The sequence below is a fragment of the Enterococcus sp. DIV0183 genome (assembly GCF_050541505.1).
GTDB classification, from domain to species: domain Bacteria; phylum Bacillota; class Bacilli; order Lactobacillales; family Enterococcaceae; genus Enterococcus; species Enterococcus faecalis.
On sequence record NZ_CP172932.1, the window covers coordinates 2278026 to 2298613 of the forward strand.

The window sequence follows — 20588 nt, forward strand, 5'->3', positions numbered from 1 at the left end:
CCCTTTATATTTTTATTTTTATTTATTTAAACCATAGTTTGTCTAAAAATCCTGAGAAAATCAGGAAGCTGACACAAACCGCTTGGAAAGTTAAAAAGACTGCAAATGCATGTGTAAATTTGTTTGATGGTATCTTGTCTTTATGTTTTTTCTTAAAACGTAGCCAAGCATCTGTTACACAAATTAGTGTTGCATGGTAGAGCCCATAAGCGATGTAGAACCACGTTAATCCATGCCAAATGCCCATGATTAAGAACAACGCAAAGTAACCAATATTAGAAGTCACAATCCGACTTTTAAAGACTTTCTTTTTCATTAAGAAAAACATTAAGCGCATGTAAATGTAATCACGGAACCAAAAAGATAAGGTCATGTGCCAACGATTCCAGAATTCTTTAATATTCCAACTTAGGAACGGTTTGTTAAAGTTCATTGGTGTATCATAGCCCATTAAATAACTTGTGCCAACGGCCAGTAAACTATAGCCTGCGAAATCAAAGAATAGATACAAACTGTAATTATACATATAGCCGACTGTCCACCAAGATAAACCACCTTGTGCCAAGGCCATTTTTTCCACATGTGGTAAAAAGACACCACCAAGATAATGACTGATAATAAACTTATATAAAAATCCTAGAAATAAATAAAAAATTCCTTTTTCTAAAAAGTCTAAATATTTCTCCGCACTCGGCGGTTTTTTCAAATCTTTTTCAAAGCGCCGATAACGATCGATGGGTCCTGAAGAAATAGTCGGGAAAAACAAGAGAAACTGAATGTAACGAAACGGATGATATTCTTTCATTACGCCATCCCGTAAATCCATGACCACTTGGACCGCTTTAAAGGTTAAATAAGAAATCCCTAAAAAGCCAAGTAAGGTTGTTTTGCCTGTCATGAATGGAGAAACTTTCACCCAAACAAGCGGTAATATAGCTAAAAAGACAGCCAGATAAAAGACCCAACCTGCATTTTTATTTTTTCGATAAGCCGCATAGCCCCACGTTAGTAACGTCTGATAAATAACATATACAATCAGAGCGACTCCTTGTTGCCAAAATTCGCCACCAAAACTGATATATAGAAAGACCAGTGTCACGAGTGTTTGGTACCAAGACCAACGTGTCCCTTTAATGGCTAAAGTTAAAATCATCGGCAACAAGGCCGCAATTAGCAGAACAAAGTAATACGGCGCATTATAGGGAATCATATGAGGAAAATTCATCATGTGGCATTCACCTCATTCATCAACCCTTTCCGATCAATTTTGCCATTACTTGTCAAAGGTAATTGTTCAACATATACAAATTTTTGCGGAATCATATAGTCCATTGTCAACGTGGCTAATTCTTGTTTAATTGCCTTAGTTAATTGAAAATCACTTGAAAATTCATGTGCTTGCGGAACGACATAGGCAATTAATTGTTGGACTTTATTTCCTTGATATTTCGGCACAACGACTGCTTGTTTCACGTAGGAAACATTCGTTAAGTGATGATCCACTTCTTCTAACTCAATGCGGTAGCCATGCAATTTAATTTGAAAATCTAAGCGTCCCTCATACTGCAATAGGTTATCGACTAACTTTCCAGCATCGCCTGTGCGATAAGCTGGTACGCCATCTAATTGGAAAAAAGCTTCAGCTGTTTTCGCAGGATTATTTAGATAGCCTTTGGAAACACTTGGTCCAGCAATGACGATTTCACCAATTTCACCTGCAGGTAATTTTGACATGCCTTCCATAATATAAATTTGCGTATCCTCTTTCACATACCCAATTGGTAAACGTTGGACACTTTTTAAAACTTCTTGAGTGATTTCAATGGCACTAATCGCTACAGTCGCTTCTGTCGGCCCATACGTATTATAAATATGCGCAGTTGGGAAACGAGCGGCTAATTTCTCAGCCGTTGGTTTTGGTAATTCTTCTCCGCAGAATAAAAACGTGCGCAGTGCTGGTAGATGTTCACCATCGAAGCTTGGTTCCATTAGACACAATTCAATAAAGGACGGTGTTGAAACCCAGACGTCGATTGTTAATTGTGGCAAACGCGTAAATAATTGTTTAAAATCGTTAATGATTTCATTGGGTAACGGAGTTAATGAGCCACCTAACGCCAATGCGGGATAAATAGACATCACCGATAAATCAAACGAATAAGGTGCCTGTGCTAAAAAGCGGGCCCCTTCTTCTAAACCAAAATCTTGCAACAACCAATTCGTAAAGCTAACTAAATTATCATGGCTGATTTGCACACCCTTTGGTACGCCAGTTGTCCCTGAAGTGAAAATGATATAGTAATTACTTGCTCCTGTGACAGGTATTAACGCAGGCGCATGCCGAGGTGCATGCATCATCATTTCTGTTAATTCTTCCGCCGTAATTACTGGCACTTCGGTGGCTAACTCAGGCCATTCATGCACAGCAATCACTGCGGTTGGTTTGGCTACGTTTAGAATTAGTTCAATGCGTTCTTTTGGTGTATGTGCATCAATGGGGATATAGCTAAAACCAGCTTTCGATGCGCCTAGAAAACTCACAATCATTTCAAAATCTAATTCTCCGTATACGACAATCGCTGACTTGTCCGTTTTCAGCTCAGCTAAATAAGCGGCTAGATTGTCTGACTTTTCTTTTAACTCTCCATACGTAGAGACTTTTTCTTCGGTTAAATAAACAGGACGTTGGGGTTCTTTACGTGCCCATTCATCAATCGTTTGAATCATATTAATTACTTTTTCCATGTATAGCCGCCTCCTTAAAACTCGTTATAAATGAAGGTTCCTCCATTGATATTCTTGTAATGATAAAGATAAATTAATGCAATGACAATGAAAGAATAAAATAACGTTTTACCGATGAATTTAAGACTTTCGTTATTGAGAATTTTCTGAAAAGTTGTTTTCATTATCATTCACCTCCTAAGGTTAATCGCTATCCATTATTTTATGCTATATTTCAGCAAAGTCCATTGAAATTTCTTACAATTTAATAAAAAAACTAACAATTTCGTCACTTCTTAAATTTTCATGATTTTCATAAACGGAACTCTCATAATTTTTTCGCATAAAGAAACTGTAAAAACCGCTTCACAACGGCTTTTACAGTTTTTTAAAAATGGATGTGTCGAATCATCCGCGCATAAATGGCAGATGTTAAAATATAAAAAATTAGATAAACAATTATTAAGATTCCACAAGAAAGATATACTAACAAATATCCTGGACTCTTAATAAATTGGCTTAGCAAATAAATGGCAAAGGTAGTATGCAAAATCCCAATGACCATCGGCGGAAAGAAAATCAAACTATTCTGTCGATAAATTTGCTTAGTTATCGCTTTACTAGAAACACCCATCCGTTTTAAAGTCACGTAATCTTGACGCTCACTTACAGCTGAAAAGAGTTGTCGTAACATCAAAATACTGCCCGTAATAAACAACGCTAAAATTGCCACAAACATGGAGACATATAAAGTCAAGCCGTTAATTTTTCGTTCATAGCGTAAAGAGGCGTAGCGATCATTCATATTTAGCCGCCAAGTTTCTGTGACATCATCTTGCGTATTCTTTACCTCTTCGTTAGGCATTTGTTTGGCAAAACCACTCAACTGCTGGTTATTTTTTTCATACTTATACAAAATTGGCGCTTGCCATTCTGTGGCAATCTGTTTATTTACGGCTTCATAAAGTTTTTCACGGCTTTTCGTGTCAACATTTACGGCGTTAATCTGATACTGAATGGAATTTTTTGTCACTTTCTGATAAAGGGCATCGGAAACGACAATCGTTGGTAAGGAATATTGCAATAAAAAATTGCCTAGATAGTTAGGCAGCACTTGTTGCAGTTGTGCCTTCTCTCCTTCAACAAATTGCAGTTTCGATTCATAACGAGACATACCACTTAAAATATTGGTAAAGCTATCCATATAGATAACACTTTGGTCATTTTTTAAATGTAAATCGTTTAAATAAGGATTAATTTTTTGATAGTTGCGGTAATTTGAGAAGGATAAAACATTAACTGCTTCAATCGTTTCTTGTTCCTCTTGCGCTTGACCAATTCGCAAACTTCGTTCAATTCCAGTAATTTTATAAGAAAGTGTCACTTCATTTTTTATTTTGGTGTCCTTCGCTTCATCGAGAACTTTCTTCAATTTAGTATAGCTTTCCTGTGAAACTAAAAAGTCCACGGGGCCATCACTGTTGACCGTGTGCATACTAATCGTATACACAAAAACCATCACGCCGATTCCACTCAAGGCTGTCGCAATTAATAAGGTCAAACCAGTGAGTGTTTTGCTACTTTTAAATAAGTAGCGTTTGGCATTGCCTAAAGTAATCATGCGTAAATCTTGGTAATACCATTTTTTTCTATGATTAAATAAGCGAATGATAAAATACATGGTATAACGGAAAAATAAATACGTTCCCACCACACATAGACCCAAAATGATAAAAGGCGTCAATGTAATAATCATCGGAATCGAGATATCCAATGAATCATTTAATTGTTTATACACAATACCTGTCGCTAAATTCCGAAAATCAAACGCAATAAAATAACCAGCCAGTAAACAAATAGGTCCTAAAATACCTAGAAGCTGCCGCCGTTTCGTTAAACGACTATAATTAATTTGACCAATTTTTTCTTGGTGCATAAGCTGCGACAATGGATAACGATAAATCATCCAAATACTTCTTAAGCAGACAATCAAAATCATAAATGCAAAAGCTACACCGGTTTCAATAACGGAACGCCAAGAAATATAGAAGAAACTGGGCACTTCTAAAAACATAACTTTGGCTAAAATCATTGAAAACAACTTGGTGAAAATCACTCCTAAAATAATCCCATTAATTAGTGAAACAAAGCCTAAAACTAAATTTTCTACTAAAAAAATTAGTGAAACTTGGCTCTTTCTCAAGCCAATTAATCGATACAAGCCAATTTCTTGGCTACGTTTGCCTATAAAAAAACGATTTGCTGCCAACATAAAGCCCAAAATAATAATGGTGACTAAGGTACTACCGAGTCCTAAAGATCGCTTAATTTCGATATCATGGCCTGCACCTGCGACAAGAGGCTGGTTGTAAGCGATCGCACGGAAACAATAATAAACGACCGCTGCAAAAGTCATACTAATGTAATAAACCAGATAGTTAGGTACATGAGCTTTTAAATTTTTTAATGATAGTTTAAAAATCATTTGCGCGCCCGCCTCCACCAATCGTTGCTTGCATATCTATCACACGATTAAAAAATTCCTTACGTGATCCTTGACGAACAACTTCTGAGAAAATCGCACCGTCTTTAATGAACAAGATGCGATTACAAAAACTGGCCGTGTACGGGTCATGTGTCACCATCAAAATTGTGGCATCATCATGTAGATTAATTTCAGCTAAATATTTCAACAATTCTGTTGCTGATTTTGAATCCAGCGAGCCAGTTGGTTCATCTGCAAAAATAATTTTAGGGTTCGTAATCAAAGCACGAGCAGCTGCTACCCGTTGTTTTTGTCCCACAGATATCTCTGGTGGATAAGCAGATAAAAGCTCCTGAATCCCCAAAATCGAAGTCACATGTAACAAACGTTTATCCATTTCTTCTAATGAAACTTTTTCTACAGCTAAAGGCAACAGAATATTGTCCTTCACATTTAACGTATCAATTAGGTTAAATGATTGAAAAATAAACCCCATTTCGTTTCTTCGAAAATCACTTAATTGATTATCTCGCATTTTTAAAATATCTTGTCCGGCGATGCGCACGATCCCTGCGGTTGGCAAAATAATCGAGGATAAGACATTCAACAGTGTCGATTTCCCAGCACCGCTGGGACCCATAATCCCCACAAATTCGCCTTCATCAACGGTAAACGAAATATTATCTAATACTTCTGTTTTATTATTTAAACGACCATATGTCTTGCTGACATGGTTTACTTCTACAATTTTTTTCATTTTTCTCGCTCCAACGTTTTGTTATTACTCTTATTTTACCAAGAAAAAATCTGAATGAACATCGTTTTATCTTACAATATCGTTCGGTAGTCAAAGAATAATTGGCATTTCGTGAATAAATTCGCAAATAATTATTATTTAATAATTGTTATTTTTTAGTGTTGCTTTTAGCAATTTGGCAAAAAACTCTTTGCTGTTTTTTAATTTGGACAAAGAATTTTTTTCACACAAAAAAATTTGCTCAATCCTTTTCTTCATTTGTTTTCATATTTTTTCAAAACAGCGCAAGCACAATATATAGTGTTTGTCTAGTGATATTTTACTAAAAATACTCAATATATCGATTGAATTTAGCCGACCTTTGTATTAGGATAGTTACTAACGAGATATAAGGAGCTGGATAAAATGATGAAGATTACTGATGAAAAAGCCGAGGATGTTAATCTCTCAACAATTAAAGTCGTCAAACGGGATGGTCGTTTAGTGACTTTCGATGATCAAAAAATATACGATGCTTTGATCAAAGCTGAACAAAAAATACATGACCAAGTCACTCCTTTGACACATCAAAAAGTCCAATCGATTGTTGCCGATGTCAATCGAGAAATTGCCGAACGTTTTACCAATAACGTAAAAATTTATGAAATTCAAAATATTGTGGAACATACTCTGCTATCCAACAACGAATATGCCTTAGCCGAAGAATACATTCATTACAGAACCCAACGTGATTTTGAGCGTAGTAAAGCGACTGATATTAATGTATCTATCGGCAAATTAATTAATAAAGATCAGACTGTCGTGAACGAAAATGCCAACAAAGACAGTGACGTTTTTAATACGCAACGTGATCTAACCGCTGGGATTGTTGGAAAATCAATTGGTTTAAAGATGTTGCCTTCACACGTGGCTAATGCCCATCAAAAAGGCGACATTCATTACCACGATTTAGATTATCATCCATATACTCCCATGACAAACTGCTGTTTAATTGATTTTAAAGGTATGCTAAACAATGGCTTTAAAATTGGGAACGCTGATGTCGAATCACCAAAATCAATTCAAACGGCCACTGCACAAATTTCTCAAATTATTGCCAATGTAGCTTCCAGTCAATATGGTGGTTGCTCTGCCGATCGGATTGATGAATTATTAGCGCCTTTTGCGGAACGTAATTATGAAAAACATTTAGCAGATGCGCAAGAATGGATTGAAGGAGAAGAACGCCAAAAAGCATTCGCTCAGAAGAAAACGAAAAAAGATATTTTTGATGCCATGCAAAGTCTTGAGTATGAAATTAATACTTTATTTACTTCCAATGGACAAACCCCTTTTACTTCTCTGGGATTTGGTTTAGGTACCAACTGGTTTGAGCGAGAAATTCAACGGGCGATTTTACAAATCCGAATTAATGGCTTAGGGATTGAAAAACGAACAGCTATTTTCCCAAAACTGATTTTCACAATTAAACGAGGCGTCAATGCGCAACCTACTGATCCAAACTACGATATTAAACAGCTGGCACTGGAATGCGCAACGAAACGCATGTATCCTGATGTTTTAAACTATGATAAAATCGTTGAACTAACAGGTAGTTTTAAGGTACCAATGGGCTGTCGTTCCTTTTTACAAGGCTGGAAAGACGAACAAGGTGAAGAAGTAAATGTTGGCCGAATGAATTTAGGCGTTGTGACCTTGAACTTACCAAGAATCGCTTTAGAAGCGCAAGGAAGCCAAGAAAAGTTCTGGCAAATTTTAAATGAACGTTTAGCGATCGTTAAAGATGCTTTGGTTTATCGGGTTGAACGTGTTAAAGAAGCTAAACCAGCGAATGCACCGATTTTATACATGTATGGTGCATTTGGAAAACGTTTAGCTACACAGGATGCCGTAGATGAACTGTTTAAAAACAAACGTGCCACGGTTTCACTTGGCTATATTGGCTTGTATGAAGTGGCTTCTGCCTTTTACGGCGGTGCTTGGGAGGACAATCAAGAGGCCAAAAACTTTACACTGGATATTTTAAAAGAACTGAAAAAAAATGCCGACAACTGGGGCAACGAATACGGCTATCATTTTAGTGTCTACTCTACACCGAGCGAAAGCTTGACTGACCGTTTTTGCCGTTTAGATACTGAAAAATTTGGCATCGTCGAAAATATTACAGATAAAGAATATTACACAAATAGTTTCCATTATGATGTACGCAAAAATCCAACGCCTTTTGAAAAACTTGATTTTGAAAAGGATTATCCAAAATACTGTTCTGGTGGTTTTATCCACTACTGTGAATACCCCATGTTACAGCAAAATCCCAAAGCACTTGAAGCTGTCTGGGATTACGCTTATGACAAAGTTGGCTATTTAGGAACCAATACGCCAATTGATCATTGTTATGCCTGTGGTTTTGAAGGGGACTTCCATCCAACTGAACGTGGCTTTGAATGTCCAGAATGTGGCAATCATGATCCTAAGACTTGTGATGTCGTTAAACGGACTTGTGGTTATTTAGGTAACCCGCAAGCTCGTCCAATGGTACATGGTCGTCACAAAGAAATTTCCTCTCGTGTGAAACATTTAAAAAATTAAACTCGATTATTCTATAGAAAGAAGTTTTGCTGATGCGTAATCCGAAACCACAAGAATGGAAAACCGAAGACTACAGCCAAAAAAAGATTGCCGATTACAAAGCGTTCAACTTTGTTGATGGCGAAGGTGTACGCAATAGTTTATATGTGAGTGGCTGTCTCTTTGCTTGTGAAGGTTGTTTTAACAAAGCTGTCCAAAATTTCAATTACGGTACGCCGTTTACAGAATCTTTAATGAATCAAATTATTGAAGATTTGTCCCATGACTATGTCCAAGGTTTGACTCTTTTGGGTGGTGAACCTTTTCTGAATACAGATGTTTGTCTTAGTGTGGTCAAACGTGTGCGGGAAACATTTGGCTCAGCCAAAGATATCTGGTCTTGGTCTGGGTATACCTTTGAAGAACTACTTTTAGAAACGCCTGATAAGCTTGAACTACTCCATTCAATTGACATTTTAGTTGATGGGCGCTTTGAACTGGCAAAACGTAATTTAAATTTACAATTTCGTGGCAGTAGTAATCAACGGATTATTGATGTACCCAAATCACTTGCTGCTGGCAAAGCTGTTATTTGGGAAAAATGTCATGACGCCGAAACGTCTTATGAACAAATCAAAAAATCAATTTAAAAAAGTTAGCCCTTTAGCCATCTCTTGAGGATGTGTCTAAAGGGCTAACTTTTTTCCCATAAAGGTAAAACAATGTTTTCATACGCTAGTGGATCTAAATTCGTTAAAGTAATGCCTAATAAACGGATTCCTTGTTCTAAACCTAAAATATCTTCCCAAATTAAATTCGCTTGATAGAAAAGTTCTTCTTTTTTAGAAATATATTCAGGTAATGTCACACGTTTCGTAATCGTCGTATAGTCAGTATAACGAACTTTCAGGACTACTGTTTTGCCATGTTTTTGCACTCGTTGCAATGCACGCTCAACACCTGCTGCTAATTGTCTCAATTGAGCCGTAACCTGCTCTTCCGTCGTTAAAGGGGTGCCGTAAGTATGTTCCTTGCCTACCGACTTACGATCTCTAGTCACTTGAACTGGCGCATCATGGATACCACGGACTTTACGATACAATGAATAACCCATTTTACCGAATAACCGAATCAACGTCATCTCATCTTGCTTGTATAAATCTGCTCCAGTAAAAATCCCTAGTTCATGCATTTTAGGCACTGTTTTTTTCCCGATTCCGTGGAAATCTTCAATCGGTAATGCTTTCAAAAAATCTTCGGCCTCTTCTGGTAAGACAACCGTCAGGCCCTTTGGTTTCTGAAAATCTGATGCTAACTTGGCTAAAAACTTATTGTAACTAACACCTGCCGAGCAAGTTAACTGCAATTCATGCCAAATATCATATTGGATCATTTTCGCAATTTTAATAGCCGACTTACTGTTGACCTTATTTTCAGTTACATCTAAATACGCTTCGTCAATAGATACTGGTTCAATCACATCTGTATAGCGGCGAAAAATTTCACGGATTTCTTGAGAAATTTCACTATATTTCTGATAATTACCTGGCTTAAAAATGGCACTTGGACATAGTTCATACGCCTTTTGAGCACTCATAGCCGAGTGAATACCGTACTGTCGAGCAATATAATTCGCTGTGGTCACCACTCCTTTGCCCCCAGTATCACTTGGATGGCGCGCAATAACTAACGGATGTCCTACTAGCTCTGGATGATCTCGTTCTTCAACTGAAGCAAAAAACGCATCCATATCTATATGTATAATTTTTCTCGACGTATCTTTTTTTAAGGGAAAACGTAATTCGCTCATCATTTTGATTCGCCTCCTCCCTCCATTATATACGAACGTCCGTTCTTTTTCAAATTGAAACTTCTTTATTTCAACCAGAAAAAGCTAAAAATCCGTGAAGTTATAAACACAGATTTCCAGCTTTTTAATTAAACAACCAATTGTTTTTGTTGATTATAGTAGCCTTTATAGGCAAGATAAGTTGCAATCACTGAACCAATACTTGTTGCTGATAGCAACATAAAAGTCACCATAATCTGATATTTTATCGCATGGACAGGATCAACGCCCGCAAAAATCAAGCCTGACATCATCCCAGGCAAACTAACAATTCCGACAGTTTTGGCAGAATCAATCGTCGGCGCCATCCCGGTTTTCACACTTTGTTGGATAATTGGTAAAGAGGCGAGTTTGATAGTTGCACCTAATGCTAGTTTCTCCATTACCGCTTGCCGTTGGTTTTGAAAAAGAGTATCTAAATTGCGATAGCATAAACCAATTGCCACCATCGAATTGCTGGCAATCATCCCACTGATAGGAATGATTTGAGAAGGAACAAATTTGATAGAACCAGAAAAAATCAAAATACCAATGGTAATTCCTGTACTACAACCAATTGCAATGAAAGAAATCAAAAAGCCCTTTTGTAATTGCTGGCTGCGTTTTTTTGCATTAAAGGCTGCGTTGGAAACAATCACCAAAACCATGATGAGCGTTAAAATCAGGTTATTGACTTGAAAAACATATTTTAATAAATAGCCGACTGCGACTAATTGAATGACTGCTCGAATCACACTAATAATAATATCTTTGGTAAAACCTAATTTTTCTTTAGTACTAATAATTAATGCGACCACCACTAGCATGGCTGAAAAAAATAAGGATAAATTATTAACTGCTAAATCCATCTGTCGGCGCCACCTTTCCTGCTACAATACGAATCACTTGCTGTGCTTGCTGAATTTCTTCGGTATCATGCGTGACACGAACCAGCGTGACTCCTTGCTCTTTGTTTAATTGGTTTAACAATTGATTGACAATCTGTTTGCTTTCTTCATCTAATCCCGTTGTAACTTCGTCTAATAATAAAACATCTGGTACAAAAATAATGTTTCGTAGCAAAGCAACCCGTTGTCGCTCACCACCAGAGAGTTCGGCTATTTTCTTTTCAAGATAAGCAGCGGGCAATTTCACTTGTTGGAGTAATGCCACGACTTTTTCCTGATTAAACGCTTCTTGTCTGACGGTAAATGGAAATAACAAATTATCATACACGGTTTCACCAAATAAAGTTGGCTGCTGAAAACAATAAGAAACCTTTTGGCGGTATGTTTCGATTGGCATTGTAGTAATTGGCGCTTCTTGATAAAAAATTTCGCCTTCTGTAGGACTTAATAATGAAGATAAAATTTTTAAAAATGTACTTTTCCCGCTACCTGAAGGACCAACAATTGTTGTATTGCTGCCTGTTTCAAATGACAAATCAATATCAGAAAGAATGCTACGACCATTTACTTGATAAGACACGCCTTCTGCTCGCAATAAATTACTCATGTTTCTCTCCTTTTTTAAATGGAATGATATTCTTTATATACTTCTTGTTTTTTTACATTTCTCAATTTGGCCACTTCTTTGATCGCCTCTTTGGAACTCCGTCCCTCTTCCTCCATTAAAACTTGTACATGTTCTTTGAGGGAAATAGCTGGCATTGCTGCTATTGTCTCTTTCTCACCAGTAAATCCGCTAACTAATAAACAACACTCGCCTTTTAGCGTATTTTCTGCTAAATATTCTGTTAGTTCTCCTAAGGTACCACGCAAATACTCTTCATGAAGTTTCGTTAATTCTCGACAAATCACAGCGGGGCGTTCTTGACCATAGACTTCAGCAAACGTTGCGACCGTTTTAGCAATCCGATAGGGGGACTCATAAAAAATCTGTGTCGGCCGTTCTTCTTTTAATGCTGATAACACGTCTTTCTGTTCTTTTTTCTTTCTTGGTAAAAAACCATAAAACGTAAATGGCTGTGGTAAAAGACCCGAGGCAATCAAGGCGGTCATTCCTGCCGTAGGTCCTGGCAAGGCAATCACTGCCAGTTCTTCTTCAAGACATGCTGTAACCAATTCATGACCAGGATCACTAATTGAAGGCATACCTGCATCGCTAACTTGGGCAATCGTTTCACCACTCAGCAATCGTGTAATCAGTTGAGGAATTCGCTCTTTGTAATTATGTTCGTGTAAACTAATTTGTGGTGTTGTAATCTCAAAATGATTTAGCAATTTTTGTGTGTTTCTTGTGTCCTCACTAGCAATCACCGTTGCTTCTTTCAATATGTTTAAACAACGAATACTCATATCTTCTAAATTGCCGATCGGTGTTGGGACAAGATACAATTTTCCTTTTGTTGTTTGCTTATCAAAACTTTTCTGTTTTTGCATAGCGCATCCCTCATTTCCCTTTTTCGTTCTATAAATAGATAAAGGTTTGATTTGACAATCGATTGACTGTCAAACCAAACCTTTCCTTTTTATTTGCAGTGTCCACTAGACTTAACGCGTACGTTCCCCATAAATAACATCAAGACAAAAGGCACATTCTTCATCATTTTCACGTCTTGAACCATATAAAATATTGCAGACATGGAAGCCCTCTTCATAAAGTTTTTCCAAATTCATACGTGATTTTGATAGCTCTTGTTTTTCAGTTTCAGTTGTATTTCCTGCTAACTTATTCAGTTCTTGGAGATGCTCCCGTAAGCGTTGGTTTTCGATTTCCAACGTGGTATTTTTTTCTACCAACTCATGGAGTGCTGCTTTAATTTCTCTTAATTGTGTCACTGAACTGTCTAAATCAGTTTCCAACGAATTTAATCCATCATAGAGCGAACGTTTATCCATTTTGATCACCTTTTTCAGCAGCAACTTTCGCAGTAGCTTCTTTGATTTCTTCGTAATCATAATCCGCTGCGATTTCACGACCATGCAGACGAACTTTGACAATCCGACTTAATAGATTCAACCCGACGACTTTGCCTTTGCCATCTGGTGTTATTACTTCTTTTCCATAATCTGGTAATTCTTTTTTAGCGGCTTCATATTCGTCGTTTTCGTATTTCAAACAACACATTAAGCGGCCACATAATCCCGAAATTTTGACAGGATTTAAAGATAACCCTTGATCTTTAGCCATTTTGATTGAAACTGGCATAAAATCTCCTAGAAATGTTGAGCAACATAGTTGTCTGCCACAAGGGCCAATGCCACCTAATATTTTCGCTTCATCTCGGACACCAATTTGACGTAACTCAATTCGCGTCCGGAAAATAGCCGCTAAGTCTTTGACTAATTCACGAAAATCAATTCGCCCATCTGCCGTAAAGTAAAAAATCATTTTGCTACGATCGAAGGTATATTCTACTCGCACTAATTTCATTTTTAAGTCATGAGCTCGAATTTTTTCATTGGCAATGCTTTTGGCAGCTTCTGCATCAGCCAAATTTTTTTGTTCTTTTTCTAAATCATTGGCTGTTGCTTTATTTAAAATGGGTTTTAGGTCCTCTGGTAAATCGTCTGAATCGACTGTTTTTTTAGGAATAGCAACAGTAGCTAATTGTTTTGACTGTTGAGATTCAACGAGTACTTTCTCATTATAAATATACTCAGATTTTCCAGGAGCAAAATAATAGATATGACCGGCTTCACGGAAGCGAACTCCTACTACTTCTACCATTTTATTCCTCCTAATCTAGTTCAAGTGAACGTCGCTTCAATCGGTTAAGGAACTTGCTGAAACAACTAAGTTCCTACTATATTATGAAACTGAATGCCACTTGGCACTTTTTTCCTTTATGATTTAGGGTGAATCATTTGGATAACTAATTGTTCACAAACATTTTGCCAACTAACATTGGCAGTCCATTTTTGGCGTGCTTTCAAAATTAGCGCCAACCGTTCCGCCTGCTCTTCCGTTACTTTTTTGGCTTGCTGTGTCGCAACACTTTCTTCCAATAATTGACGGTAATAAACCATGAGCAAGTCAAAGCTAAGCGCTTGTTGTTCTTTTTCCTTAAATACTTTGACCATTTTCTTCTGAACGTAGATAAATGCCTGTAAATCATTACTTTTTAGATAATTAAACCATTGCAAAATGATTTCCCTAGCTTCATTAAACCATTCATCTTGAGAGATTTCAACTGCTTTCTCAAAACTATTTGTCAGCTCAGCTAAAAGGGTTGCAGTCTTTTCACCAATCCCCTGTTTGATTAAGCGATCAATTAATGTTTTTTTGACTAATGGTTGAAAATGTAAGGTTTGGCATCGTGATTGAATCGTTGGTAAAATTCGAGAAAGCGAAGTGGTTTCTAAAATAGCTAAAATTTGTCCTTCTGGTTCTTCTAAAAATTTTAAGAGACTATTAGCTGCGCCGGTACTCATTTTATCTGCTTCTTGAATTAAGAAAACTTTTTTAGCAGTCTCGACCCCACTTTTAGAAAACTCCGCTTTTAATTCACGGATTTGGTTCACTTTGATGGTTTGCCCATCTGGCGCAATTCTTAAAACATCTGGATGTTCATTTTCATTAATCCGCACACAATTATGGCATTCGTTACAAGGCTGTTGATTTACTAAATTCGTACAAAAGACATGTTTCGCCATCCATAAGCCAAATTCTTGTTTTCCAGTTCCTGTATCTCCTTCAAAAAGATAAGCATGGGCAAGACGACCATGCTCAAAACTTTTTTGGAGTTGCTTGTACAGCAAAGGTTGCATTTGCTGTAGCTGTTGTGCTTCATTCATCTTAATATTGATGGAATCCTTCAACTGGTAAGACGAAGCAAGTAGCGCCGCCTACTTCAACTTCCACAGGATAAGGAATTTGGCCATCCATTGTGATATCTAAAGTCACAGGTGTTGAAACATATTGTTTTCTTGATTGACATGTTTCTTTAATTAAAGCTAATGTTTCGTCGACACGTTCATCATCAATCCCAATAATAAATGTGCTGTTTCCCGCTTTTAAGAACCCACCTGTTGAGGATAATTTTGTAGCACGAATATTGGCATCAATAAATTCGTTGGCTAATCGGTTACTATCTTTGTCTTGTACAATGGCTAAAATAATCTTCATGGTCTACACCTTCCTATAATTAAAAGTTTTCTGGATAACGTTCAATAATCGCCTGATACGTTGCTTCTACGACAAGTTCTAAACTCATCCGTGCATCAATCTTTTTGATACGTTGTGGATTTTCTTCTGCTAATTTCAAATATTCATGACGAACACGTTGATGAAATTCTAATCCTTCTGAATCTAAGCGATCAATTTGCTGTGTTCGATTTTCTTGAATCCGCCGTAAGCCAGTATCTGAGTCAACGTCTAAATAAATTGTAAAATCTGGTGAGACACCTTCTGTCGCAAACGCATTAATTGAAGCAATGGGGGCAATCCCAATTCTACGCCCAGCGCCTTGGTAGGCTAATGAGCTGTCAACAAAACGATCACATAGGACTAAATGACCCGCTTCCAAAGCTGGCAAGATTTTTTCCACTAAATGTTGACGACGAGCAGCTGCGTAAAGTAAAGCTTCTGTTCGCTCATCCATTCTGTCATTTCTTGGATCTAAAATAACTGTTCGAATCTTTTCGGCAATCGGTATGCCGCCTGGTTCTCTTGTAGTGATAATTTTTCGTTTTGACTCTTTAGCTAATCTTTCAGAAACTTCCTTCAAAACACTGGTTTTACCAGCGCCATCTGGACCTTCAAATGTGATAAAAATACCCTGCACGTGCGAAAACTCCAATCAATTTTTACTTGTATCTATTATACTTCATCTTGCTCTATCAGTCTAATTGAAATCCTTATGTCCTATTTAAAGTGATGCATCTGCTGAAAAAAAGAAACTGAAAAAGAAGTACGGAAAAGCTTGAACTGCGACATTTTCTCACAGAAACGACCTACTTCGATTTCAACCTCTTTTTCCAACGATGTTTCTTTTAAATTTCTCGACGTCCTTCGACTGCTTTTAGCAAGGTTATTTCGTCTGCATATTCAATATCGCTGCCGACAGACAAGCCGTGTGCCAAACGAGTAACGGTGATTCCAGCTGGTTTAATGAGCCGTGATAAATACATCGCCGTCGCTTCTCCTTCAGTGGTAGCGTTGGTTGCTATAATGACCTCTTTCACTTCATCATCGTGCAATCGTTTGATCAAAGAGGCAATATTAATATCTTCTGGTCCTGTTCCTTCCATCGGTGAAAGCACCCCGTGGAGTACGTGATACAAGCCTTGATATTCACGCATTTTTTCCATTGCCATAACGTCTTTTGGTTCTTCCACTACTAAAATAATACTACGGTCACGATTTTTATCTTGGCAAATTTCACAAGGATCTTCTTCAGTAATATTTCCGCAAATACTACAGAAATGGAGATCTCTCTTGACACTAATTAGCGCTTTTGCAAAAGCATTAGCATCTTCTTCTTTCATATCAATTGTATAAAAAGCAAGCCGTGTCGCTGTTTTTTGACCAATTCCTGGTAATTTCATATAACTTTCAATCAATTTTGCAATCGGTTCTGGATAATTCATGAGGCTTCTACAGTCCTTTCTTAGCAAGGCGTTTCTGTTATTACTGAGCGAGTTACAACAGATTTTGCGTCACTGAATATCTTATCACGCCCTGTCAAAAAAGCAACTGACAATTACTGCTTTCTAATACAAAAACAAGTCGTTAGTTACGAGCACTAAACGACTTGCTTTTGTATTAACCAATCCAGGTTTCGTGTGTATAGGCCATTTCCCAAAAAGCGTATTCCATCTCACTGCTGATAACAAAAGCGGTGATCATAGCTGCTTGTTCTTGTGGTGAACTTTCTTCATATAATTGGTCTAACAGTTGGCGTTCCTCTTGGACGTGTTGGTACGCTTCCTCCCCAGCATAGGTTTCAATCCAACGTTGGTACAGTGGCTCTGGTGAGTGTTGTTTGACTAACTGTGCACCAATTTCTTGATAGAGCCAAGAACAAGGCAACATACTTGCTGCGGCCGTCTTAGGCGTTCCTTCAATAAGTTGGCGATACATATGAGAAACATAGTGATACGCGGTTGGTGCAATCGGTGTCGCTGCAACTTCTTCTTCCGTAATCGCTAGTTCTTCAAAAAAAGTTTCACGAATAGCTAATTCGCCCAACGCGAGATTTTCCGCATTTGTTAAGAGTAATTTTTTCAATCGAGGTTGTTGCGTTTGTGCCGCAATCAAGCGATAAAGTTGACTAAAGTGTTTTAAATAGTAATGATCTTGAATTAAATAGTAGCGAAAAATCGTTGGACTCAAGGTTCCTTCATGTAATTCTGTGATAAAAGGATGCTGAAAACTCCCTTGCCAAGAAGCTTGCGCTTGATCTTTGGCTTGTTCTGTAAATGTCATAGGTTTCTCCTTTACGTTAGAAAAATAAACAAATTTGTAAAAATGATGATCAAAATAGCAAGCCCCAGACTGACTTTTGCTGACACAAAATGCTCTTTTCGACTTCTGGTGGCTCCTTCTTCATAGCCATGGGCAGACATTGCTTCAGTATATTTATCTCGCCAAGAAACAGCGACGAGCAGTGTTTTAACATAAAGCATCGGCGACCAAAAATGAAACGTTTTGCCACGGAGTAGGCTTGCTTCTTTTAAATCATTAATTTCTCTTTTCACTTCCGGTAAGGCGTGAACCACCACTAAAATTCCATAAACAAAGTTCGGTGCTAGCCCCTTTTGTTCCAATAACAACAATAATTCTTCAAAATCAACACCTACAGCAAAAGCTAGTCCTAAACCGGCAAAGGCATACGTTCGGCTAAACAAAAGCCAGGCTTGTTGACTACTCGTACCATGCAAATAAATAGACCAAAACGTCCCGATTGCTGGTAAAAGTGGCAAGAAAAATAACCAAAGCAGTAAGCGGGATTTTCGCTGGCCTATTAAAAAAATGACACAACCCATAAAAACCGCCAAATTTGCCAAAATTGACTGAGAAAAAGATAATTCAAAGGTCAAAATAAGAATCAAAGAAGCATAAATTGCTGCATTTGTTTGCTTTATTTGCATGTGGTTCCCTCCTGCCAGATAATCAGTTGTTGCTGCAGCAATTCTATTCGGTAATTGCTCACGCCAGAGAGAGGTTCTAGCCGATGCGTGACGATTAGAAAATCTTGTTGCGCACTTTTTTCTTTGATCCATTCAACAAAATAATTGCATGCTCGCTCATCTAATCCAGCAAAAGGTTCATCTAAAAGTAAACAGTCCAAATCTAAGCTCAGCAAACTAATTAATTGCACCATCTTTTTTTGCCCTTCACTTAGTTGAAAAACACTGTGCTCTAGTTTTTCTTTTAAACCTAAAAAAGTTAAGGCTTCCTCTTGTTTTCTTCTTTTTTCTGCTGTCATGTTCTGACCAAACAAAAGCTCTTCTCGTAAAGTCAACGTGACAAACTGACGATTGGCTTGTTGCACCGCTAATGTCATGTGTTGATACAATTTTTTTGAAGCCCGCAAGCGGCGGCCTGCCAAGAACATTTTCCCTTGATATTTTTGTCTCTGAACGATGGCTTTTAATAAGGTGGATTTTCCCGCCCCATTTGGCCCCGTCAACGTGGTAATTCCTTTAAACAAAAGCGCTTCTTTTTCTTCAAGTAGCACTCGTTTTTCCTGAGACAAACGAAAATTTTTCAATTGGAGCATTGGTTGTTTTACCACAGAAGTTGTAAGCTGAAATGTCTGCGGTTTTGTTTTGATAAACATCAACGGTTGTTTTTCAAACTGGCCATTTTTCAACGTGACGACTTGGTCCACAACATCAGCGTAATCGCTGAAATCGTGGTCGCACACCAAAATCGTTTTGCCAGCTTGATGGAGTCTTGCTAAAATTTGAATAAATTGTTTTCGAGAGGTTGGATCAATACTTGCAAAAGGTTCATCTAATAAAAGAATATCTGGGTTCATTGCTAGCAGAACTGTCAACGCCGCTTTTTGTTTTTCACCACCAGATAACGTCGCTAATTCTCGTGTGAATAAGGTTTGAGTCTGAACAAGTTGAAGCGCTGTTTGGATTTTTCGATTCATTTCTTCAGGCGGGATTCCTAGATTTTCTAAAGCAAAAATCAGTTCTCGTTCCAAGGTTTTCATTGTAAATTGTTGACTGGGATTTTGAAACAGCATGCCAATTTTTTGCGCCTTTTCACGAGTTGATAATTGTCGGCGTTCTATTCCTTCAATCAAAATTTCTCCTTGGTAATCAAGCGGAGCAAATCCGGCAATCAATCGTAAGAGCGTTGATTTTCCACTACCACTATCGCCAATTAATAAGGAAAACGTTCCTTGAGGAATTGCTAAATTTGTCTTTTCAAACAAGGGTTGTTCTCGTGAAAAGGACACAGCTTTTAATTGGATACTATTCATTTTGCCTTCACAGCTAACCCTTGCGCAGACTGATACATTCGTAAAATAACTTTCGTTAAGAAAATACCAAAGAAACAAATAGAAACGAACCGAACGCTAATTAAAGCAATGTTCATCCCCAGACCGTAATTGCCATAACCAAACTTAAAGTATTCATACACATAACTAAAAATAGTCGTCCCAATCGCACTATAAAATAACGTTAGTGTATCGTACCGTTTGTAGCGTGTCACAAAAAAGCCACTTTCACTACCTAGGCCTTGAATCACACCAGAAATTAATACACTAGGTCCGAAATACGAACCATAAAGCATTTCTGCCAAAGCGGCTAAAACTTCCGCCAAAACAGCACTTCCCGCTCGTGGAATCAGCATCGCTGCAATTGGTGCCACCATGGTCCACATTCCAAATAAAAGCTCATTGGCAAATGGACTCAGTCCTAATGGTAACAGCGCAGCATTCAATAACGCATAGAGGAATCCTGCCCCCATAAAAACACCGCCAAACAAAAAGGCTAAAAAAGCGAGTAAGACGACTTGTTGCAATGACCATTTTTTCAATAAAAAAACTCCTTTCTCTTAACAAAAAGCAAAAGGAGTGACTTAAATAAACCCTGATAAAAGAAAACGCACTCATCCTAGGACAGAATGAGTGCGTGAAAAATCAAAGTAAATCGGCATTTCCCTGCGACAGTACTAACTGCATCAGGTTCAATGGGTATCATCTCAGCCATAACAGCACCCCAAATGTTTTTTATTAAAATGTACTTTTACTATAGCATAGAATAATTATAAAAACTAGTCTTGACACTTTTTTCTTT

Annotated in this window: 21 protein-coding genes and 1 riboswitch; of the genes, 2 read left to right on the top strand and 19 right to left on the bottom strand. The window is 37.6% G+C overall.

Annotated elements, in window-relative coordinates; all coding sequences use genetic code 11:
* Positions 1-22: 22 nt before the first annotated feature.
* The 5 genes from dltB to IGK72_RS11060 all read right to left on the bottom strand — a co-directional run bounded on the left by dltB (position 23) and on the right by IGK72_RS11060 (position 5966).
* Positions 23-1228 (bottom strand): D-alanyl-lipoteichoic acid biosynthesis protein DltB, encoded by a 1206-nt coding sequence (gene dltB, locus IGK72_RS11040; protein ID WP_430608797.1) that lies wholly within the window; start codon positions 1226-1228, stop codon positions 23-25.
* A complete protein-coding gene (gene dltA / locus IGK72_RS11045; RefSeq protein WP_002359445.1) occupies positions 1225-2745 on the bottom strand; it encodes a D-alanine--poly(phosphoribitol) ligase subunit DltA in 1521 nt (506 codons plus the stop codon). The genes dltB and dltA overlap by 4 nt, the downstream gene beginning before the upstream one ends.
* A gap of 14 nt (positions 2746-2759) precedes the next feature.
* Positions 2760-2909, bottom strand: coding sequence for a teichoic acid D-Ala incorporation-associated protein DltX (locus tag IGK72_RS11050; RefSeq protein ID WP_002356384.1), 150 nt, complete (start codon positions 2907-2909; stop codon positions 2760-2762).
* A gap of 203 nt (positions 2910-3112) precedes the next feature.
* A complete protein-coding gene (locus tag IGK72_RS11055) occupies positions 3113-5209 on the bottom strand; it encodes an ABC transporter permease (protein ID WP_165548647.1) in 2097 nt (698 codons plus the stop codon).
* On the bottom strand, positions 5199-5966 hold the full coding sequence (locus IGK72_RS11060; RefSeq protein WP_002356382.1) for an ABC transporter ATP-binding protein: 768 nt from the start codon (positions 5964-5966) through the stop codon (positions 5199-5201). The genes IGK72_RS11055 and IGK72_RS11060 overlap by 11 nt, the downstream gene beginning before the upstream one ends.
* A gap of 405 nt (positions 5967-6371) precedes the next feature.
* On the opposite strand from IGK72_RS11060, the gene nrdD reads away from it, so the two are divergent.
* The gene (gene nrdD, locus IGK72_RS11065; RefSeq protein WP_002382497.1) at positions 6372-8555 is read left to right on the top strand and encodes an anaerobic ribonucleoside-triphosphate reductase; all 2184 of its coding nucleotides are present in this window, start codon (positions 6372-6374) and stop codon (positions 8553-8555) included.
* A 32-nt stretch (positions 8556-8587) separates the two neighbouring features.
* Complete coding sequence (gene nrdG / locus IGK72_RS11070; RefSeq protein WP_002356379.1) at positions 8588-9184, top strand: anaerobic ribonucleoside-triphosphate reductase activating protein; 597 nt, start codon at positions 8588-8590, stop codon at positions 9182-9184.
* Positions 9185-9228: 44 nt separating this feature from the next.
* Here the strand turns inward: nrdG and dinB are convergent, their stop codons facing one another.
* From dinB to IGK72_RS11140, 14 genes are all read right to left on the bottom strand, one after another.
* On the bottom strand, positions 9229-10344 hold the full coding sequence (gene dinB / locus IGK72_RS11075; protein ID WP_023894966.1) for a DNA polymerase IV: 1116 nt from the start codon (positions 10342-10344) through the stop codon (positions 9229-9231).
* A 128-nt stretch (positions 10345-10472) separates the two neighbouring features.
* Positions 10473-11231, bottom strand: coding sequence for an ABC transporter permease (locus IGK72_RS11080; protein WP_002365066.1), 759 nt, complete (start codon positions 11229-11231; stop codon positions 10473-10475).
* Entirely contained in the window at positions 11215-11877 is a 663-nt protein-coding gene (locus IGK72_RS11085) for an ABC transporter ATP-binding protein (RefSeq protein ID WP_002356375.1), read from the bottom strand. Before IGK72_RS11085 ends, IGK72_RS11080 begins: the two co-directional genes overlap by 17 nt.
* A gap of 14 nt (positions 11878-11891) precedes the next feature.
* Positions 11892-12764, bottom strand: coding sequence for a 16S rRNA (cytidine(1402)-2'-O)-methyltransferase (gene rsmI / locus IGK72_RS11090; RefSeq protein WP_002356373.1), 873 nt, complete (start codon positions 12762-12764; stop codon positions 11892-11894).
* Between the two features lie 111 nt (positions 12765-12875).
* Positions 12876-13223, bottom strand: a complete 348-nt coding sequence (locus tag IGK72_RS11095) for a DNA replication initiation control protein YabA (RefSeq protein WP_002356372.1) — start codon at positions 13221-13223, stop codon at positions 12876-12878.
* The gene (locus IGK72_RS11100) at positions 13216-14055 is read right to left on the bottom strand and encodes a PSP1 domain-containing protein (protein ID WP_002356371.1); all 840 of its coding nucleotides are present in this window, start codon (positions 14053-14055) and stop codon (positions 13216-13218) included. The genes IGK72_RS11095 and IGK72_RS11100 overlap by 8 nt, the downstream gene beginning before the upstream one ends.
* Before the next feature lie 116 nt (positions 14056-14171).
* The gene (gene holB / locus IGK72_RS11105) at positions 14172-15122 is read right to left on the bottom strand and encodes a DNA polymerase III subunit delta' (RefSeq protein WP_002384059.1); all 951 of its coding nucleotides are present in this window, start codon (positions 15120-15122) and stop codon (positions 14172-14174) included.
* A gap of 1 nt (position 15123) precedes the next feature.
* Positions 15124-15453, bottom strand: coding sequence for a cyclic-di-AMP receptor (locus IGK72_RS11110; protein ID WP_002356367.1), 330 nt, complete (start codon positions 15451-15453; stop codon positions 15124-15126).
* 19 nt (positions 15454-15472) lie between these two features.
* A complete protein-coding gene (gene tmk, locus IGK72_RS11115) occupies positions 15473-16111 on the bottom strand; it encodes a dTMP kinase (RefSeq protein WP_165548651.1) in 639 nt (212 codons plus the stop codon).
* A gap of 208 nt (positions 16112-16319) precedes the next feature.
* Positions 16320-16916: a recombination mediator RecR gene (gene recR / locus IGK72_RS11120; protein WP_002356363.1), complete on the bottom strand. Its 597-nt coding sequence runs from the start codon at positions 16914-16916 to the stop codon at positions 16320-16322.
* Between the two features lie 175 nt (positions 16917-17091).
* Positions 17092-17754 (bottom strand): thiaminase II, encoded by a 663-nt coding sequence (gene tenA / locus IGK72_RS11125; protein WP_002379778.1) that lies wholly within the window; start codon positions 17752-17754, stop codon positions 17092-17094.
* 11 nt (positions 17755-17765) lie between these two features.
* The gene (locus tag IGK72_RS11130; protein ID WP_002362491.1) at positions 17766-18419 is read right to left on the bottom strand and encodes a CbiQ family ECF transporter T component; all 654 of its coding nucleotides are present in this window, start codon (positions 18417-18419) and stop codon (positions 17766-17768) included.
* Complete coding sequence (locus IGK72_RS11135; RefSeq protein ID WP_031324148.1) at positions 18410-19768, bottom strand: ABC transporter ATP-binding protein; 1359 nt, start codon at positions 19766-19768, stop codon at positions 18410-18412. Before IGK72_RS11135 ends, IGK72_RS11130 begins: the two co-directional genes overlap by 10 nt.
* On the bottom strand, positions 19765-20328 hold the full coding sequence (locus IGK72_RS11140) for an ECF transporter S component (protein ID WP_002359429.1): 564 nt from the start codon (positions 20326-20328) through the stop codon (positions 19765-19767). The genes IGK72_RS11135 and IGK72_RS11140 overlap by 4 nt, the downstream gene beginning before the upstream one ends.
* A gap of 104 nt (positions 20329-20432) precedes the next feature.
* Positions 20433-20523, bottom strand: a riboswitch (TPP riboswitch).
* Positions 20524-20588: the final 65 nt, after the last annotated feature.

Bases quoted from the DNA above. Each gene is read 5' to 3' on its own strand.
- nrdD (WP_002382497.1), top strand. From the start codon at position 6,372: ATGATGAAGATTACTGATGAAAAAGCCGAGGATGTTAATCTCTCAACA.
- IGK72_RS11050 (WP_002356384.1), bottom strand. From the start codon at position 2,909: ATGAAAACAACTTTTCAGAAAATTCTCAATAACGAAAGTCTTAAATTC.
- dltB (WP_430608797.1), bottom strand. From the start codon at position 1,228: ATGATGAATTTTCCTCATATGATTCCCTATAATGCGCCGTATTACTTT.
- rsmI (WP_002356373.1), bottom strand. From the start codon at position 12,764: ATGCAAAAACAGAAAAGTTTTGATAAGCAAACAACAAAAGGAAAATTG.
- IGK72_RS11095 (WP_002356372.1), bottom strand. From the start codon at position 13,223: ATGGATAAACGTTCGCTCTATGATGGATTAAATTCGTTGGAAACTGAT.
- dltA (WP_002359445.1), bottom strand. From the start codon at position 2,745: ATGGAAAAAGTAATTAATATGATTCAAACGATTGATGAATGGGCACGT.
- holB (WP_002384059.1), bottom strand. From the start codon at position 15,122: ATGAATGAAGCACAACAGCTACAGCAAATGCAACCTTTGCTGTACAAG.
- IGK72_RS11085 (WP_002356375.1), bottom strand. From the start codon at position 11,877: ATGAGTAATTTATTGCGAGCAGAAGGCGTGTCTTATCAAGTAAATGGT.
- IGK72_RS11110 (WP_002356367.1), bottom strand. From the start codon at position 15,453: ATGAAGATTATTTTAGCCATTGTACAAGACAAAGATAGTAACCGATTA.
- dinB (WP_023894966.1), bottom strand. From the start codon at position 10,344: ATGAGCGAATTACGTTTTCCCTTAAAAAAAGATACGTCGAGAAAAATT.
- IGK72_RS11130 (WP_002362491.1), bottom strand. From the start codon at position 18,419: ATGCAAATAAAGCAAACAAATGCAGCAATTTATGCTTCTTTGATTCTT.
- recR (WP_002356363.1), bottom strand. From the start codon at position 16,916: ATGAATTATCCAGAACCGATTGCAAAATTGATTGAAAGTTATATGAAA.
- IGK72_RS11135 (WP_031324148.1), bottom strand. From the start codon at position 19,768: ATGAATAGTATCCAATTAAAAGCTGTGTCCTTTTCACGAGAACAACCC.
- IGK72_RS11080 (WP_002365066.1), bottom strand. From the start codon at position 11,231: ATGGATTTAGCAGTTAATAATTTATCCTTATTTTTTTCAGCCATGCTA.
- IGK72_RS11100 (WP_002356371.1), bottom strand. From the start codon at position 14,055: ATGGTAGAAGTAGTAGGAGTTCGCTTCCGTGAAGCCGGTCATATCTAT.
- IGK72_RS11055 (WP_165548647.1), bottom strand. From the start codon at position 5,209: ATGATTTTTAAACTATCATTAAAAAATTTAAAAGCTCATGTACCTAAC.
- nrdG (WP_002356379.1), top strand. From the start codon at position 8,588: ATGCGTAATCCGAAACCACAAGAATGGAAAACCGAAGACTACAGCCAA.
- tenA (WP_002379778.1), bottom strand. From the start codon at position 17,754: ATGACATTTACAGAACAAGCCAAAGATCAAGCGCAAGCTTCTTGGCAA.
- IGK72_RS11060 (WP_002356382.1), bottom strand. From the start codon at position 5,966: ATGAAAAAAATTGTAGAAGTAAACCATGTCAGCAAGACATATGGTCGT.